Raw genomic sequence first — 17,273 nt, 5'->3', positions numbered from 1 at the left:
TTCACCAGAAGAGGCAAACACTTTTGTTGCAATGAAATACATTTTCTGCTATAATCCTACTAGTGTTTTTTGAAAAAAGAAGTATGCGGTTGTTTCCGCACTTTCATAGAACTCTGTTTCAGATGACTCAGGGCATAAAAGGAGATGAAAAGAATGAAACCAGGTATTCATCCTGAATACAAAAAAGTAAAAGTAAAATGCGCTTGCGGAAATGAATTCGAAAGTGGTTCCGTGAAGGATGAGCTTCGCGTTGAAATTTGTTCTGAATGCCATCCTTTCTACACAGGACGTCAAAAATTCGCTTCTGCAGCCGGTCGTGTTGATAAATTTAATAAAAAATACGGTCTTAAATAAGAATCGAAAGAGTGACAGGCGAGTTATATCAACTGCTTGCCTGTTTTTTGTTCCCGGCGGAAGCAGCTATAATAGTCTCTTGTTCGTGGAAACAATGGTATAGGGGCAATGAACGATATTGCCTCTATTTTTTTGCAGCTGCTTTGCCCGGAGAAGGATCTGCTTTCCGGGGCCGGGAAAATGGATGGGGCTGCATCCTGGACATGCATGACGGCAGTACGGGTATAAAAGGATCATTGCCGTTTGCAATCGTTTTTTACTTATTTAGATCGGACTTCGTGTCTAAAACGCAAAATCGTTTTTTACGGGAAATGATCCGTAAAAGCTTATGGAAATCTTGAGAGGGCAGTGCGGGATGCAGGCCCCGGCTGCTCATTGGTTTCTTAAATTCTTGAACGGAATTTCGGAAAGTGAGGCTCTTTCTATGTATGTCATGGAACATTCCGGTTGGGTGGAAGTCATATGCGGCAGCATGTTTTCCGGGAAATCGGAAGAGTTGATTCGTCGTGTTCGCAGAGCAGAATTTGCAAAACAAAACATCCTTGTATTTAAACCAAAATTGGACAATCGTTACAGCGAAGAAGCGGTTGTCTCTCATAACGGAATTTCTTTTGAGGCAATCCCGGTAGAATCTTCTCAAGAGATTGTGGAATTGGTCACGGAAGACATTGATGTTGTAGCGATCGACGAGACCCAGTTTTTTGACGAAGGCATTGTTGAAGCCGTAAAACATTTAGCGGATCGAGGACACCGTGTAATCGTGGCGGGATTAGATCTCGATTTTCGCGGAGAGCCTTTTGGACCCATGCCTGCTTTAATGGCGACGGCAGAAATGGTCACAAAACTACAAGCAGTGTGCACGGTTTGCGGCTCGCCTGCAAGCCGGACACAACGGCTTATAAACGGTTCACCCGCCAGTTATGATGATCCGATCATCTTGGTGGGAGCGTCTGAAAGTTACGAGCCGAGGTGCCGCCATCATCACGTCGTTCCTGGATCAGAGAAAGAACAACAAAAGAAAAGCTTAGCTTCCTCTCAGGAAATATAAAGCAATAGTACCCTCCTTTTTATTGGTTATCCTAAGAAAAGGAGGTGTTTTTTATGCGTTTTTTCCTAATGGCCGCTGTGGTGTTTTTGTTGCTGAACGGCTGTGGAATGATTGAAAGGGATTCGACCTATGGAGAACGGGAAGACCGTCATGGAGTGCAATTTGTAAGCCATCGAGATCGTCTCGGCAGCCAAGAGCGCAGGGAGCGTGACGACCCGACGAACACAAACCAAAATCCTAATTTTATTGATCGTGCGCCCGATCAGCCGAATTTAGGCACTGATATTGAGAAAGCAAAGCAAGTGATTCGCAATGATACAAATCGTTATGAGATTGATTCCGTTTGGATCAACGGACGGACGATGTGGGTAAAAGTCAATACCCACAGAAAACTGTCCGATGAAGACAAAGCGGAAGCAAGATTGCATAGAAAGCTCATCCAAGCCCTTCCGCGTTACCGGATCGAGGTGGATATCAAGCAGCGATAAGCTCCCTTGCGTTAGGGAGTCCTTTTTATATGTATAAGAAAAAGGTCCAACCGCCCCTAACTGCTCGATAAGTTCAACTAACAAAATCCCCGCTTATGAAAGTTTCACTTATTTTTTTGGTGTTGTGGCTGGCCATCCTGTATACTATAATAAGAACGTTTAAGACTGAACGTAGAGGTGACATGAATGTTTGATCGTTTGCAGGCAGTGGAAGACAGGTACGAGAAATTAAATGAACTGCTGAGTGATCCCGATATTGTGAACGACCCGAAAAAGCTTCGGGATTATTCAAAAGAGCAGTCGGATATAGCCGAAACCGTGCAAACGTACCGTGAATATAAAAAGAAAAAGCAGCAATACCAAGAAGCGAAAGAAATGCTGGAGGAAAAGCTTGATCCGGAAATGCGCGAAATGGTAAAAGAAGAACTGCATGATCTCGAGGGTCAACTGGAGGATTTGGAAGAGCAATTAAAAATCCTGCTGCTTCCGAAAGATCCGAATGATGATAAAAACGTTATCATGGAAATCCGCGGAGCGGCAGGGGGAGAAGAGGCAGCCCTTTTTGCGGGGGATCTGTACCGCATGTACAGCCGCTATGCTGAGTCAAAAGGTTGGAAAACAGAAGTAATCGAAGCGAATCCAACAGGACTTGGAGGATATAAAGAAATCATTTTTATGATTCAAGGTAAAGGAGCTTTTTCTCGGTTAAAATATGAAAACGGCGCTCACAGGGTTCAGCGTGTTCCGGAAACAGAATCGGGTGGCCGGATTCATACATCCACTGCGACGGTTGCTTGTCTGCCGGAAGCGGAAGAAGTAGAAGTGGAAATCAATGAAAAGGATATTCGCGTCGATACGTTTGCTTCCAGCGGTCCGGGCGGGCAAAGTGTAAACACAACCATGTCGGCAGTCCGTTTAACTCATATTCCAACCGGAATTGTTGTGTCTTGCCAAGATGAAAAGTCGCAAATCAAAAATAAAGAAAAAGCCATGAAAGTATTGCGCGCCCGCATTTATGACAAATATCAGCAGGAAGCGCAGGCAGAGTACGATGAAAAACGCAAATCCGCTGTCGGCACAGGAGATCGTTCTGAACGCATTCGCACGTATAACTTTCCGCAAAATCGCGTTACCGATCACCGAATCGGTTTGACGATCCAGAAGCTAGATCAAGTGCTGGAAGGAAAACTGGATGAGGTGATTGATGCTCTCATCTTGGAAGAACAATCGAAAAAACTGGAAAATTTAGAGGACTAGACATGGCGGGATGGAAATTATACGAAGCCCTTAATTGGGCTTCTTCTTTTTTAAAAGAGCATAAACGCGATCAAAATGCGGGAGAAATTTTGCTTATGCATGTCATGAAAATGGATCGAGCCAAACTGTTGGCTAATTTACGAACAGATTTAAGCCGAAAAGAACAAGAACAGTTTGTTGACTGGGTGCATCGTCATAGCGAGGGCGTCCCCGTCCAATATTTAGTAGGTTCTGAAGAATTTTTCGGCCGAACTTTTGCAGTGAATGAAAACGTGTTGATTCCGAGGCCGGAGACGGAAGAGTTGGTTTATTACGCTTTAAAAAGAATGTCTGTTTTATTTGACGGCAAAAAGGGATTGACGATTGCGGATATCGGTACCGGGAGCGGAGCCATCGCTGTTACCGTCAAATTGGAACGGCCGGACTGTATCGTTTATGGTGTGGATATTTCCCGTCCGTCGCTCGATGTGGCTATCCAAAACGGAAACCGTTTAGGAGCTGATGTTCAATGGGTGGAAGGAGATTTGTTAACGCCATTCATTGATAAAGGAATAAAATTGGACGTCATTCTTTCGAATCCTCCTTATATTCCTCTGGCCGAAAAGGATTTGTTAGCCGATGTCGTGAAAGATCATGAGCCGGAATTGGCTTTATTTGGAGGGCAAGACGGATTGGATCTATATCGCCGGTTTTGCACCCAGCTTCCGCTTGTATTAAAAGAACAGGCTCTTGTCGGTTTCGAAGTCGGTGCCGGCCAAGGGCAAGCTGTAGCGGATATGCTGAAAAAAGTGTTTCCTAAAGGGGACATACAGGTTGTGTTTGATATAAACGGCAAAGACCGCATGGTATTTATGGAGATGAAGAATCATCAGTGATTGCAGCTGGCGAAAGGGTTTCTTAAACGGAAACAAACAGAGGCTCTGAAGTTGACAGAATAAAGAGATCCTATTTGAATTTCTCATCAAAAAAGAAACCGCCTTATGCGCCATGCTTTTTGATTTTCGTTAGACCATTTAAGTGAATAAGCCTGTAGGAAGCCACTTGGGGAGGAAGATCGACGACCCGGGTGGCTTTTTCGTTTTGTCTGATAAGGCTTGTACTGAAAATAGGTTTCTATGAAATTTTATTTTCCGTGTTTAATTGCCGGTGATTATGTCCACACTGCTTTTTAGAGGGGAGAGGTGGATAAAATGAAAAAGTATACGGCAGTATTCTATTTATTGATTCTTTCAATGGGAACCATTTTCAGTTTATATATACCGAAGCAGGAAACAGCCGCGGAGGAAACAGTGGTTATCCCGGATCAGGCGATTCGATTAAGGATTTTGGCCAACAGTGATAAGCCGGAGGACCAAGCAGTGAAAAGAAAAATACGCGATGAAGTGAATGCCCATATTCAGTTGTGGGTGAAAGATCTTACTTCTATCAGCCAAGCAAGAAAAGTGATCAAAAGCAAACTTCCGGAAATACAACGTATTGCTTCCCGCGTCATGGACGAGGAAGGAATTCATCAATCGGTGAAAGTTGAATATGGGAAGCACATCCAGTTTCCAACCAAACTGTACGGTCAATATTTATATCCGGCGGGAGACTATGAAGCGGTTTTAATTACATTAGGAGAAGGGAAAGGAGCCAACTGGTGGTGTGTTCTCTATCCTCCGCTTTGTTTTCTTGACTTTTCTAACAGTGTGGCCGTTCGCAATGAAGCGGAGGCAAATCCGGGTGTGAACGAGAAAAAAGAAAAGACCGAAAAAAGAGAAACGAATAAGAAAGAAGAGGTCGAGTCGGCACCATCGACAGTGGACAAAGAGGACGATTCAACGGTGACTGAAAAGAATCCAATCGAGGCCCCGAGAAAAAAAGATGAAACAGAAACAAGTTCAACGGGAGAAGGTATCGAACAGCCTTCTTTATCTGCCGCGGGCGCAGACGGCCAAACGGAAAATAAAAGCGAGTTGTCGAGAGATCATTCGGCAAACGTAAAGGAGACAAAAAAGAAAAAGGAAGAAGAGCCCATCAAGAATAACAGCGTCTCTAAGAAAAAAAGCAGCAAACCCCCTGTTTATGTCGGCGATGAAGAGAAAGTAAAGGTTCATTTTTTAATCGTGGATGTCATGAAAAAGTTCTTTTAACCGGAAACACCTCGAATGAGTTGTCGAGGTGTTTTTTCATGTGCCATTTTGGGAGCATCGGCAGGAAATAGAGAAAAAATTGGGAATTATAAAAAAACAAGAAACTTATTTTCTGCTTAAACGTAAATGTAATTTGGAGGAATAATTTTCCGAGTCTAGGTCCTTTTCCCTAAGAAAGAGGTGCTGAAACCAGCTTCCAGCCATTACTCAGCTAAGAGATTTTCACTCTTCTTCGCTGGAGGAAGGATCTAAATAGACGGTTTGTTTTCAAAAGGAGTGATTTCATGTCTTTGAAACTGGAAAATGTGACAAAACGGTTTGGCTCTTTGACAGCAGTGAATCAATTATCGTTAGAAATCCCGTCCAATGAAATTTTCGGATTTCTCGGAGCGAATGGTGCAGGAAAAACGACCACATTTCGAATGATTTTGGGGCTGTTGGATTTGTCGAATGGCTCCATTCTGTGGGACGGGCGGCCGATCAACTACGAAACCAGTCCTTACATCGGATATTTGCCCGAAGAGAGAGGGCTGTATCCGAAATTAAAGGTGAAAGACCAGGTGGTATACTTGGCGCGGTTAAGAGGCATGGACAAACAAAACGCCGAGAAGGAATTAAAAAAATGGCTGGACCGCTTTCAAGTACCTCAATATGAAATGAAAAAAGTGGAAGAACTTTCGAAAGGAAATCAGCAAAAAATTCAATTTATCACAGCCGTTCTTCATAAACCGAAACTGTTAATTCTCGATGAACCGTTCAGCGGTCTTGATCCGGTCAATGTCGAACTATTAAAAGAGGCCGTTCTGGATTTAAAAAACAGCGGGACAACCATTGTGTTCTCCAGCCATCGTATGGAGCATGTGGAAGAACTATGCGAACATGTATGCATCATGCAAAAAGGCAGTCCGGTTTTATCAGGGTCTCTTCGTGAAATCAAGCGTTCATTCGGGAAAAAGAACATTTCCATTGCGGCCGATTTTTCGCTTGATTATTTAAAGGAGTTCCCGGGGGTATTGAAATGGAAAAAAACAAGTGAAGGAGCTCTTCTTCAAGTAGAAACGGAAGAAGTCGGACAGCCGATTTTGGAAAGTCTGATCGGAAAAGGATTTGTTCGCAAATTTTCAATAGACGAGTCTTCTTTGAATGATATTTTTATAGAGAAAGTGGGGCTTTCTTATGAATAAGTTTTGGATGATGCTCGTACATACTTATGGAACTAAATTAAAAACAAAATCGTTTATCGTGACAACGATCATTTTGGTGGCGGCCATTTTTTTGATGGCCAACATTAATAAAATCATTTCTTATTTTGACGGCCATGAAGTCAAACACATTGCTGTACTTGATAAAAGCAATGGCGCCATCTTTGCGCCTTTAAAAACGAGCTTGGCAGCCGTAGACAAAGACATAAAACTTGAAAAATCCGGCGATGACGAAACCGCTTTGAAGAAACAAGTTAGTGAAGGAAAATTAGATGGTTATTTGGTCTTGTCGCTTGATGAGCGACAATTGCCGAAAGCCGTTTACCGATCGGAATCCTCTGACTCCAATACGGCCGATCGGTTGAAAAATGCTTTGCAAACGGTGAAGGGGCAAATGGTCGCCGGAAAACTTCAGCTTACCTCTGATAAGCTGGCTCTTTTAAACTCCCCTGTTTCATTTGAAAAGGTGCCTCTTGATCGAAAGGCCCAATCAAAAGAACAGCAGGGAGCGGCGAGTGCGCTCGTATACGTTCTGTTAATAGCGATTTACATGTCTGTGCTTATGTATGCCAACATGATTGCCACAGAAGTGGCCGTTGAGAAATCCTCTCGAGTGATGGAAATTTTGATTTCCAGTGTGTCGCCAATCAAGCAGATGTTTGCCAAAATTTTGGGTGTAGGGCTGTTGGGGTTGACGCAAATCATAATCGCAATCGCAGCCGGTGTTCTGGCACTTCAAACAAATTCGGAAGTATTGTCATTTATTAAACATTTTCATATTTCCAGCATGGCTGCTTCCACGATTGGATACGCGATCGTGTTTTTCCTGCTTGGATATTTTCTTTATGCTACATTGGCTGCTTTGTTGGGATCGCTTGTCAGCCGGGTGGAAGATATTCAACAAATGGTGCTCCCGATGACGTTTTTAGTAGTGATTGGCTTTATGGTGTCCATGTATGGGATGAATCAGCCGGACGCAGCCTTCGTTACCTTTGCATCTTATATTCCGTTTTTCACCCCGATGATTATGTTTATGAGGTATGGACTATTGGGGATTCCCACTTGGGAAGTTTTAGTCGGCATTGCGATTATGATCGTTTCCATCATTATTCTGGCCGTCTTGGGCGCTCGAATTTATCGAGGGGGAGTGCTGATGTACGGGACTTCTTCTTCTCTGAAAAATATAAAAACCGCCTTCCTGTTGACAAAAAAAGAACCAATGTCCGAAAGAAAGAAAAACATTCCTTTTTAATGCGGCTGTGGATTGAAAAAGCGGCGAAAAAGTTTGAATATCCACTTTTCTCGTGGCATGCTTTGAATTCAATTGGAAGCCCAAACATCAAAATTATATCGTCATAAAGAACCGGACCCGCTCAAGGGTTCGGTTCTTTAATATAAATAGGACAATATTAAACTTTTGATGCGGATGAAATAGTAAAAAAAGCGTAAATTCTGAAATTTATCCACTTTATCCACATAGTTATCCACTGATTAAACATTATATTATCCACATATGTGGATAATAATGGGGAATTTGTGAATATGCGTTTTTATGATAAAATAAAGGAACGCCATAATATAATTAGGACAAAGAGCGGTTGAAAACGAAAAAGAACTTTGTGAAATTGTAAGGTGAATAAGGATGGAAACAAAATGTTGGATTGTGGATAAAGAAGTGGACAACAAAACTCGTTATCCACAAATTGAAGAAGCAGCACAAGCTCTTCGGTTAAATGAAGTGGTGGCCTTTCCGACCGAAACGGTCTATGGATTAGGGGCCAATGCTTTGAGCGATGAGGCGATTGCCAAAATTTATGAAGCGAAAGGGCGGCCAAGCGATAATCCGCTTATTGTTCATATCGCCGATACATCCCAATTGGAACCACTTATTGTGGACATTCCTGAAAAAGCGAAACGGCTGATGGAAGCTTTTTGGCCTGGTCCGTTAACCATTATTTTTAAGAAAATGCCAGGACGCCTATCCGAGAAGGCTACAGCCGGTATGGATACGGTGGGCATTCGCATGCCTGACCATCCGGTTGCGCTTAAATTGATTTCGGCGTGCGGCCTCCCCATTGCTGCCCCAAGCGCCAATCGGTCCGGAAAGCCGAGTCCGACTTCTGCTAAACATGTTTGGGACGATTTAGCAGGGAAAATTGCCGGTGTCGTGGACGGTGGAGAAACGGGGGTCGGGGTAGAATCCACTGTGCTTGATTGCACTGTAGAGCCGCCCGTCATTTTACGTCCCGGCGGCCTTTCAAAGGAAGAAATAGAAGATGTCATTGGACATGTAGAATTTGACCCGGCTCTAAAAAATAAAGACAGCAAGCCGAAAGCTCCGGGCATGAAATATACTCATTATGCTCCGAACGCACCTTTGTATTTAGTGGAAGGACCGATCGAAAAAATTCAGCAGCTGGCGGATGCTCAAAGAAGTGCGGGAAAAAAGGTCGGAATCTTAACGACAGAGGAGAACTCTTCCAGCTATGATGCCGATATTGTTCTCTCCTGTGGAAAAAGATCCGAATTGTCCACGGTCGCTCATGAACTTTATGGCGTGTTGCGCCAATTTAACGAGACGGAAGTGGACATTATCTATTCAGAAGTTTTTCCAAACACGGGTATTGGTGCAGCGGTGATGAACCGTCTGGAAAAAGCGGCGGGACATAAATGGATTCGATGACGGATGAATGTTGTCAACGTTTTGACGATCCTCCTTTGGTAAACGATTGGGCAAACATTCGGAATCTCAAAAAAGAAGGACGTAATGACGACCTGGCCATTCAATTAAATAAGAGATAAGGGGATTGGTCTATTTTCAGCCTCTTTTCTTACCAGTGGCTTATCATTCTAAAACCTTTCGGACATGCATAATCATGAATAGGGGATGTCCGAAGGGGGATGCAGAATGACAAGCTATATGGGGGAAATCATAACATTAGTATTAATGGCGTTTGCGCTCAGTATGGATGCGTTTTCTGTTGGTTTGGGAATGGGAATGTTTGCGCTCCGCTCTAAACAAATTTTTTACATAGGAATGATGGTTGGGATCTTCCATGTTTGGATGCCGCTGATGGGAATGATAGCGGGCCATTTTTTATCGCACACATTCGGAAAGGTTGCCGGATATGCCGGAGGGATTCTATTGATTCTGTTAGGAATCTCCATGTTCCTATCTTGCTTTAAAAAAGAGGAATCGTTTGTGACGCCTGTTGGTTTTGGGTTGATTTTATTTGCTTTAAGCGTCAGCCTCGACAGCTTTTCTGTCGGTTTGACGCTAGGGATATTAGGCGCAAAAACGGTCGTTTCTCTTGTTTGTTTTGGGGTTACAGCGGCATTATTAACTTGGTTTGGTCTTTTGATTGGCAGTAAAGCGAAGAGTGTAATCGGCGTTTACAGTGAAGCGATCGGCGGGAGCATACTATTGGCGATAGGGCTTAAACTGATTCTCCCTTTTTAGGCAGGGAGCAGATAGGGTAAGCTTACGTGGAGAGATGGCAGAAGATGATCGGGATAAAGGGAGTAGGACTTTTGTTTGGTTCCGCTTCCTTTTTCTTTTAAAAAAAGGAGGAAAATTAGGAAAATTTATGAATTCAATCTGTATGAAAAAAGTAGGATTCGATATAATAAGAGTAAGAGAGGGAGGCATAAAAAGTGAAGGTTCTCTTTGTTTGCACAGGTAATACTTGCAGAAGTCCGATGGCCGAGGCCATTTTAAAAAAGATCAACGAACAGATTGAGGTGAAATCTGCGGGTATCTTTGCAGCAGATGGCGCCGGCATGTCCGTGAATGCCCAAACGGTTTTAAAAGAAAAGAATATTCCTTGCAGCCACCAAAGCCGGACGCTGACAAAAGAGGATATTGAATGGGCTGACTATATTTTCACGATGACAACCAGCCATAAAAATTATATTATGCAAATGTTTCCAAAAGCAGCGGATAAAACGTTTTCTATTAAAGAGTTTGTATTGGGCCGACATGAAGATGTTATCGATCCTTATGGAGGTCCCGTTGAATTATATAGGAAGACGTACAACGAATTGGAAAGCTTAATTCGTCAATTGGCTGCTAAACTATAAGGGTAGGGAGAGAAAACAATGAAAAAACGGTCTAAATTCGGGCTGAGAAAAAAGTTGGTTTTGTTTACCTATTTAGTAGCACTTATCACATATTCCTGCTCCGCCTTTTTCATTTACGTAATACGGCCCATATTTTTCTCAAGTGCCGACGACAGGGTCTTCACGATTGTCACGCTTCTGTTGGGAATTATTTGGTCAGGCATCCTGGCGTTTTTTGCCGCTCGGATCATTGTGAAGCCTTTGCAGCTGTTGGAACAAGCGGCTCTTGAGGCGGCTGAGGGAAATATTGTCCATGATGTAAAAGTGCCAAAGAGTGATGATGAAATCCGTTCACTGGCTTTGGCGTTTAACGGTATGCTGCAAAATTTACGGGAAATGGTACGGCAAATCGAGACTACCTTTACTTTAACGAACACGAAAGTGCTTGAAATTTTAACAGAAGTCGAAAGAGCGTCCAAACATGCGGAAGACATTGCCCAAACGATTGACGAAATTTCTGCGGGTGCAGAAAGTTCCGCCGGAGCGATCCAAGCCACGGCCGAATCGATGGAGGATGTCACCAAAATTGCCCATGAAGTTCAAACTCAGGCAAAATCTTCGGAACAAAAAGCAGAGGAAATGGTCAAAGAACTGCAAAACAGCAAGGAAGCGATGCAATCTCTTATCGATGGAATTCAACAGCTTGCATTGGATAACAGGCAGTCTTTGCAAGCGGTAAAGCGCTTGGAAGAAAATGCGGTAAAAGTGGGTCAAATCATACAGTTGGTCGGGGACATCGCCGCACAGACCAATCTGTTGGCTCTCAATGCTTCTATTGAAGCTGCGCGGGCAGGGGAACACGGAAAAGGATTTGCGGTCGTTGCCGAAGAGGTTCGGAAGCTCGCGGATGGAAGCGCTAAAGCTGTTCAAGGAATTTCTGAATTGATAAAAGACATTCAAAAAGAAGTGGAGCATGTGGTCGGCCAAATTACAAGACAGGTGGAATCAGCTAACGAAGAAGCGGAAAAGGGCAGCCTCACCAACTCCGCGATAGAAGAAATGACATTGGTCATTAACGAAGTGGCGAATGCTGTTCATACGATTTCAACATTAGTGGATGGACAAATGGAAGGAATTCAAAAAACTTCCCAACAATCTCAGGAAGTAGCAGCGATAGCGGAAGAGACGTCGGCAGGAGCTCAGCAAGTGACAGAGTCGACAAAAGAGCAGGCGGCAGATATGGAAAAGGTTGAACAAGTTGCCAGGGAGTTGAAAGAACAGGCAAAACAGCTTCAATCTACGATTACAAGATTCCGTATTGAAGAGGAGCAGGGCTGATTTCAACAAAGCCGGCTGCTTTTCTCTTCTTTTTATTTTGTTCAAACGGCGTCATCTGCCATCTAAAGTGCGACATTCGGCAGATTTTGTGGAAAGAAAGGACACATCTGTGTGTATACTGCCACTGTCGGTTTTCTGTCTTTGAAAACAGCCGGCATCTGGGACGGAAGAGATCTCAGAGCGAATATACTTTATATTTTTTGTAGGGTGTGCCAAAATAAAGTTAAAAGAAAAAATTTCTGCGAAAGTGGTTTCGGCTTTGGCCGAGAAGGAGGAACAAACATGAAAGTAGCGATTGCGTCCGATCACGGCGGAATTCATATAAGAGCAGAAATAAAAAAATTACTGGAAGAACTAGGAATAGATTATGAGGATTTTGGCTGCAATTGTGAAACGGAAACTTCTGTCGATTATCCGGATTATGCTTTGCCTGTTGCTGAAAAAGTGGCGAACGGAGAGTTTGACCGCGCCATTCTCATTTGCGGAACTGGAGTTGGAATGAGTATTTCGGCCAATAAAGTAAAGGGAATCCGCTGTGCTCTTGTACATGATGTTTATACGGCAAAATTAACCCGCAAACACAACGACAGCAATATTCTCGCCATGGGCGAACGCGTCATCGGACCGGGTCTTGCCAGGGAAATTGCCGAAGTGTGGCTGACCACGGAGTTTGAAGGCGGCCGCCATGAACGTCGAATTGGAAAAATTAAAGAATATGAAGAAAAACATTTGACAGATAAAAATGACCGCTCATAACAGCAGAAGAACAGGTTTTGGAAAAACGAATAGAAGGACGGTGGAAAGCTACGGAAGAAGAAAGATTTGAATGGGAAAAACAACTTTCGCTCATTTTGCGGGAGTTTCAAGAACAAGCGCAGTTGAAAAAGGGCCAAATTTTTGTAGTAGGCTGTTCCACTTCCGAAGTGGCGGGAAAGAAAATTGGCACATCAGGTACAATCTCCATAGCGGAAGCCATTTTTAACAAGCTTCAATCCTTTGCGAAACAGAACGGAATCTTTTTGGCATTTCAGTGCTGCGAACATTTAAATCGTGCGCTCGTCGTTGAAAAAGAGCTGGCCATTCGGGAGCGTTTGGAGGAAGTATCCGTTGTTCCCGTGCCGAAAGCGGGCGGTGCTATGGCAGCTTTTGCATACCGATATTTACAAGACCCTACGGTTGTAGAGTTTATAAAAGCGGATGCAGGGATAGATATCGGCGATACGTTCATTGGAATGCATTTGAAACATGTGGCTGTACCGGTTCGGGTATCCGTCAAAACGTTGGGAGAAGCACATGTTACGCTTGCCAAGACACGTCCGAAGCTGATCGGTGGTCCGCGGGCCGTGTATGATACCGTTGAAACAAGCGAAAACGGCACCTGCCGTTGAAAATTTCGCCGTATCGTATCGGTTCAAAAAGGCATTTCACTTTGTTTTATACTCGATGGATGGCAGTCCATCCATTGTTAAAAAGATATTTTATTGGAAAAGGCTGTTCCAAAGGGCTCTTATTGGACTTTTGGAACAGCCTTTTCTTTAAAGAATTTGTTCTCTTTAGAGTTTGATAAAATGAGTAGGGCAAATGTGGAAACGTATGAAGACCTTTGATACAGGCACGATTTTATCAAAAAGTCCATTTTGCTTAACACTTTCAAACGGTGAGGTGAAATGGAAGGACTAGGATGTCCCGTTTCATTTAAGGGAAAAATAACATCCGGTAAACCAGGATTTGGATAAAGCAAAAAATCAAAAACCGCCTTTAATAACCCGAAAAAATCGTGTTAAAATAAAAAAGAATTTGAAAAATGAGAAAAGGCTTTGTGTTGCTATAACTTAAAGGAGGAACAAGAATGGGTAAACTTGCTGAACAAGATCAAGCTGTATATGAAGCTATCCAGAAAGAATTGAACAGGCAAAGAGCGAAAATTGAATTAATCGCTTCAGAAAACTTTGTCAGCCAAGCTGTGATGGAGGCACAAGGATCCGTATTAACGAATAAATATGCAGAAGGTTATCCAGGAAAACGATATTACGGCGGCTGCGAATATGTCGATATTGTAGAAAACATCGCACGCGAACGGGCAAAGGAAATCTTTGGAGCAGAACATGTGAATGTTCAACCGCATTCCGGGGCTCAAGCAAATATGGCGGTTTATTTCAGTGTTTTGGAACATGGCGATACGGTTCTAGGGATGAATTTATCCCACGGCGGCCATTTAACACATGGAAGTCCGGTAAACTTTAGCGGGGTGCAATATCAATTCGTGGAATATGGCGTGGACAAAGAAACGCATCGAATTGACTACGAAGATGTTCGCAACAAAGCATTGAAACACAAACCAAAGCTTATTGTGGCCGGTGCCAGCGCCTACCCGCGTATTATTGATTTTGCAAAATTCCGGGAAATTGCTGATGAAGTTGGCGCATATTTAATGGTCGATATGGCTCATATCGCTGGTCTTGTAGCAGCTGGTTTACACCCAAATCCGGTTCCGTATGCTCATTTTGTGACCACCACTACGCATAAAACGTTGCGGGGGCCGCGTGGTGGAATGATTTTGTGCAAAGAAGAGTTTGCCAAGAAGATCGATAAAGCCATTTTCCCTGGCATTCAAGGCGGTCCGCTCATGCATGTGATTGCAGCGAAAGCGGTTGCTCTTGGGGAAGTCATGCAAGATTCTTTCAAAGTGTATGCACAAAATATCATTGATAATGCAAAACGGCTGGCGGAAGGGCTGCAAAAAGAAGGATTGAAATTAGTTTCAGACGGTACGGATAATCATTTGCTTCTTGTTGATGTCCGTTCATTAGGGCTGACAGGAAAAGAAGCAGAAAAAGTGTTAGATGATATCGGCATTACTGTCAATAAAAATACGATTCCGTATGATCCGGAAAGCCCGTTTGTGACAAGCGGCATTCGAATTGGAACGGCTGCGGTCACTACTCGTGGATTTGGTTTGGCGGAAATGGATGAAGTGGCGTCCATTATTGGCTTCGCTCTGAAAAATCGCGATAACGAAGCGAAATTGAACGAGGCAAAAGCAAGAGTGGCTGCGTTGACAGAAAAATTCCCGCTTTACGAAGGGGCTTCTGTACGCTAAAAGTTTTCCCGTTTTACGGACGATGGTCTCCGCCTCAAACGGAGGAGAGCGTCAAGATGCGGAATGGCTAAAATCTTGTGGACCAAAAAAATGCTTGAGCCGGAAGGAATTTTTAATCCGGTAAAAATCGATTAAATCGATTAAAAAGAGTTTTGAAATAAATGGACAAGGAGGGGGCTTAAGTCTCTTCCTTTTCTTGTCCAACCGGCCGTTGAACAGAATGGCTTTCTCATTTTGAAAGAAAAAGAGTGCGCTTCCTCCTGAACAAATGGTTTTCTCTCCCGTCGGTGATCACGTTTTTATGATCCTTTCTTGATGATCCTTATGTTTTTTTGTAAAATAAGCAGAAGTATGTAGAACTTTGTCATGGCTAGATGAAAGTTACATAGTGAAAATCATCAAAGGGGCGAGATTCGTGGCGAAAGTATATGTATTTGATCACCCGTTAATCCAGCATAAGTTGACTTTTATAAGGGATAAAAATACCGGGACAAAGGAGTTTCGGGAACTGGTCGATGAAGTGGCCACTCTAATGGCGTTTGAGATTACCCGTGACATGCCTTTGGAAGAAATTGAAGTGGAAACGCCTGTTGGAAAAGCAAACGCAAAGATTTTATCAGGCAAGAAGATAGGGGTCGTTCCGATATTGCGTGCCGGTATTGGAATGGTTGACGGCATCTTAAAGCTTATTCCTGCTGCTAAAGTAGGTCATATCGGATTATACAGGGATCCCGAAACGTTAAAGCCAGTTGAGTATTACGTGAAGCTTCCATCCGATGTGGAGGAAAGGGATTTTATATTAGTGGACCCGATGCTGGCAACGGGCGGATCTGCCGTTGAAGCGGTTAATTCCTTGAAGAAACGCGGCGCCAAAAGTATTAAATTTATGTGCCTGATCGCTGCTCCGGAAGGGGTTGAAACACTAAAAAAAGCCCATCCAGATGTTGACATTTATATCGCTGCTTTAGATGAAAAACTAAACGAAAAAGGATATATTGTTCCGGGTCTCGGAGACGCGGGAGACCGATTATTTGGTACAAAATAAGGTAGAGTAGGTGCGAATATGAGTGCTCCAATTAAAGTGATGACCATTTTCGGCACCCGGCCGGAAGCCATTAAGATGGCTCCGCTTGTGCTTGAATTAGAAAAGTATCCGGAAGACTTTGAAACGATTGTGACAGTAACCGCCCAGCATCGTCAAATGTTGGATCAAGTGCTGGATATATTCGGAATTGAACCTCATTATGACCTCAATATCATGAAAGATCGGCAAACATTGACAGATGTGACGACAAAAGGCTTGGAAGGTCTTGATAAAGTAATGAAAGAAGTCAAGCCTGACATTGTTTTGGTGCATGGAGATACGACGACAACGTTTATTGCGAGTCTCGCGGCGTTTTACAACCAAATTGCAGTTGGACATGTCGAAGCGGGGCTCAGAACATGGAATAAGTATTCTCCGTTTCCTGAAGAAATGAATCGGCAGCTGACGGGTGTTCTTGCTGATATTCATTTTGCACCGACGGCCAAAGCGGAAGCCAATTTGATTCAGGAGAACAAAAAGAAAGACACTATTTTCGTTACGGGAAACACAGCCATCGATGCGTTAAAAACAACGGTCAAAAGCGACTATCAGCATGAGATTTTAACGAAGGTCGGAAATGACCGGCTGATCTTATTGACTGCCCATAGGAGAGAAAATTTGGGCGAACCTATGCGCAATATGTTTCGGGCTATTAAGAGAATTGTAGAGGAATTGAAGGATGTTCAAGTGGTTTATCCGGTTCATTTGAATCCCGCTGTACGGGAAATAGCCGGGGAGATTCTCGGAGATAATGAAAGAATCCATTTAATTGAACCGCTTGATGTGATTGATTTTCATAATTTTGCAGCCCGTGCCCACCTCATCTTAACGGATTCAGGAGGAGTGCAGGAAGAAGCCCCTTCCCTTGGTGTGCCGGTCTTGGTTCTTCGGGATACAACCGAACGGCCCGAGGGGATTGAAGCGGGTACACTGAAACTTGCCGGGGTGGAAGAAGAGCGTATTTATCGATTGACTAAAGAACTTTTAACGGACCCGCATGAATATGAGAAAATGGCAAAAGCCGTCAACCCTTATGGGGATGGAGAAGCATCCCGCCGAATTGTGGAAGCGGTGCGCTATTATTTCAAAAGAACGAGCCAAAAACCGGATCGTTTTTCATAGAGCCTTCACGTGCGGGAGGCTCTTCATGAACACCTGTTCATCACGAGCGAGAAGAGCAAAAAGGGGACGAGAGTTCAGACTTCTTGGAT

17 protein-coding genes are annotated in these 17,273 nt (G+C 43.5%); all 17 read left to right on the top strand.

All coding sequences use genetic code 11. From position 1 onward, the window contains the following. The first annotated feature begins 153 nt into the window (after nt 1–153). The 17 genes from rpmE (at nt 154) to wecB (ending at nt 17,184) form a co-directional block, all read left to right on the top strand. Complete coding sequence (gene rpmE / locus N1I86_RS07835) at nt 154–354, top strand: 50S ribosomal protein L31 (protein ID WP_003353364.1); 201 nt, start codon at nt 154–156, stop codon at nt 352–354. A 424-nt stretch (nt 355–778) separates the two neighbouring features. Next, complete coding sequence (locus tag N1I86_RS07830) at nt 779–1,402, top strand: thymidine kinase (RefSeq protein ID WP_003353363.1); 624 nt, start codon at nt 779–781, stop codon at nt 1,400–1,402. Nucleotides 1,403–1,455: 53 nt separating this feature from the next. Further along, the gene (locus tag N1I86_RS07825) at nt 1,456–1,890 is read left to right on the top strand and encodes a hypothetical protein (protein ID WP_003353362.1); all 435 of its coding nucleotides are present in this window, start codon (nt 1,456–1,458) and stop codon (nt 1,888–1,890) included. A 186-nt stretch (nt 1,891–2,076) separates the two neighbouring features. Continuing rightward, the gene (prfA, locus tag N1I86_RS07820) at nt 2,077–3,147 is read left to right on the top strand and encodes a peptide chain release factor 1 (RefSeq protein WP_003353360.1); all 1,071 of its coding nucleotides are present in this window, start codon (nt 2,077–2,079) and stop codon (nt 3,145–3,147) included. A gap of 2 nt (nt 3,148–3,149) precedes the next feature. Further along, the gene (gene prmC / locus N1I86_RS07815) at nt 3,150–4,022 is read left to right on the top strand and encodes a peptide chain release factor N(5)-glutamine methyltransferase (protein ID WP_341095822.1); all 873 of its coding nucleotides are present in this window, start codon (nt 3,150–3,152) and stop codon (nt 4,020–4,022) included. Nucleotides 4,023–4,337: 315 nt separating this feature from the next. After that, the gene (gene spoIIR / locus N1I86_RS07810) at nt 4,338–5,279 is read left to right on the top strand and encodes a stage II sporulation protein R (protein ID WP_270583762.1); all 942 of its coding nucleotides are present in this window, start codon (nt 4,338–4,340) and stop codon (nt 5,277–5,279) included. 284 nt (nt 5,280–5,563) lie between these two features. Beyond that, nucleotides 5,564–6,463, top strand: a complete 900-nt coding sequence (locus N1I86_RS07805; RefSeq protein WP_341095820.1) for an ABC transporter ATP-binding protein — start codon at nt 5,564–5,566, stop codon at nt 6,461–6,463. Continuing rightward, entirely contained in the window at nt 6,456–7,733 is a 1,278-nt protein-coding gene (locus tag N1I86_RS07800) for an ABC transporter permease (RefSeq protein WP_341095816.1), read from the top strand. Before N1I86_RS07805 ends, N1I86_RS07800 begins: the two co-directional genes overlap by 8 nt. A 390-nt stretch (nt 7,734–8,123) precedes the next feature. Continuing rightward, the gene (locus N1I86_RS07795; protein WP_003353354.1) at nt 8,124–9,164 is read left to right on the top strand and encodes an L-threonylcarbamoyladenylate synthase; all 1,041 of its coding nucleotides are present in this window, start codon (nt 8,124–8,126) and stop codon (nt 9,162–9,164) included. 225 nt (nt 9,165–9,389) lie between these two features. Then, nucleotides 9,390–9,941 (top strand): manganese efflux pump MntP, encoded by a 552-nt coding sequence (locus N1I86_RS07790; RefSeq protein ID WP_003353352.1) that lies wholly within the window; start codon nt 9,390–9,392, stop codon nt 9,939–9,941. Nucleotides 9,942–10,135: 194 nt separating this feature from the next. After that, nucleotides 10,136–10,561 carry a low molecular weight protein arginine phosphatase gene (locus tag N1I86_RS07785; protein WP_003353351.1) on the top strand — a complete coding sequence of 142 codons (426 nt, stop codon included), beginning with the start codon at nt 10,136–10,138 and terminating at the stop codon, nt 10,559–10,561. Between the two features lie 18 nt (nt 10,562–10,579). Next, the gene (locus tag N1I86_RS07780) at nt 10,580–11,878 is read left to right on the top strand and encodes a methyl-accepting chemotaxis protein (protein ID WP_341095811.1); all 1,299 of its coding nucleotides are present in this window, start codon (nt 10,580–10,582) and stop codon (nt 11,876–11,878) included. A gap of 282 nt (nt 11,879–12,160) precedes the next feature. Then, complete coding sequence (gene rpiB / locus N1I86_RS07775; protein WP_003353348.1) at nt 12,161–12,634, top strand: ribose 5-phosphate isomerase B; 474 nt, start codon at nt 12,161–12,163, stop codon at nt 12,632–12,634. 29 nt (nt 12,635–12,663) lie between these two features. Beyond that, nucleotides 12,664–13,266: a TIGR01440 family protein gene (locus tag N1I86_RS07770; protein WP_040341048.1), complete on the top strand. Its 603-nt coding sequence runs from the start codon at nt 12,664–12,666 to the stop codon at nt 13,264–13,266. 461 nt (nt 13,267–13,727) lie between these two features. Beyond that, a complete protein-coding gene (gene glyA / locus N1I86_RS07765) occupies nt 13,728–14,978 on the top strand; it encodes a serine hydroxymethyltransferase (protein WP_003353345.1) in 1,251 nt (416 codons plus the stop codon). 415 nt (nt 14,979–15,393) lie between these two features. Beyond that, a complete protein-coding gene (upp, locus tag N1I86_RS07760) occupies nt 15,394–16,023 on the top strand; it encodes a uracil phosphoribosyltransferase (RefSeq protein ID WP_003353343.1) in 630 nt (209 codons plus the stop codon). 18 nt (nt 16,024–16,041) lie between these two features. Continuing rightward, a complete protein-coding gene (gene wecB / locus N1I86_RS07755) occupies nt 16,042–17,184 on the top strand; it encodes a non-hydrolyzing UDP-N-acetylglucosamine 2-epimerase (protein WP_003353342.1) in 1,143 nt (380 codons plus the stop codon). The last annotated feature ends 89 nt before the right edge of the window (nt 17,185–17,273 follow it).

This window comes from Bacillus sp. FSL W8-0116, assembly GCF_038003825.1.
GTDB lineage: Bacteria > Bacillota > Bacilli > Bacillales > DSM-4216 > Bacillus_O > Bacillus_O smithii.
This window is presented reverse-complemented; position numbering and strand designations above follow the sequence as displayed.

Coding starts and splice junctions, on each gene's coding strand:
- rpmE (WP_003353364.1), top strand. CDS start 154: ATGAAACCAGGTATTCATCCTGAATACAAAAAAGTAAAAGTAAAATGC.
- N1I86_RS07830 (WP_003353363.1), top strand. CDS start 779: ATGTATGTCATGGAACATTCCGGTTGGGTGGAAGTCATATGCGGCAGC.
- N1I86_RS07825 (WP_003353362.1), top strand. CDS start 1,456: ATGCGTTTTTTCCTAATGGCCGCTGTGGTGTTTTTGTTGCTGAACGGC.
- prfA (WP_003353360.1), top strand. CDS start 2,077: ATGTTTGATCGTTTGCAGGCAGTGGAAGACAGGTACGAGAAATTAAAT.
- prmC (WP_341095822.1), top strand. CDS start 3,150: ATGGCGGGATGGAAATTATACGAAGCCCTTAATTGGGCTTCTTCTTTT.
- spoIIR (WP_270583762.1), top strand. CDS start 4,338: ATGAAAAAGTATACGGCAGTATTCTATTTATTGATTCTTTCAATGGGA.
- N1I86_RS07805 (WP_341095820.1), top strand. CDS start 5,564: ATGTCTTTGAAACTGGAAAATGTGACAAAACGGTTTGGCTCTTTGACA.
- N1I86_RS07800 (WP_341095816.1), top strand. CDS start 6,456: ATGAATAAGTTTTGGATGATGCTCGTACATACTTATGGAACTAAATTA.
- N1I86_RS07795 (WP_003353354.1), top strand. CDS start 8,124: ATGGAAACAAAATGTTGGATTGTGGATAAAGAAGTGGACAACAAAACT.
- N1I86_RS07790 (WP_003353352.1), top strand. CDS start 9,390: ATGACAAGCTATATGGGGGAAATCATAACATTAGTATTAATGGCGTTT.
- N1I86_RS07780 (WP_341095811.1), top strand. CDS start 10,580: ATGAAAAAACGGTCTAAATTCGGGCTGAGAAAAAAGTTGGTTTTGTTT.
- rpiB (WP_003353348.1), top strand. CDS start 12,161: ATGAAAGTAGCGATTGCGTCCGATCACGGCGGAATTCATATAAGAGCA.
- glyA (WP_003353345.1), top strand. CDS start 13,728: ATGGGTAAACTTGCTGAACAAGATCAAGCTGTATATGAAGCTATCCAG.
- wecB (WP_003353342.1), top strand. CDS start 16,042: ATGAGTGCTCCAATTAAAGTGATGACCATTTTCGGCACCCGGCCGGAA.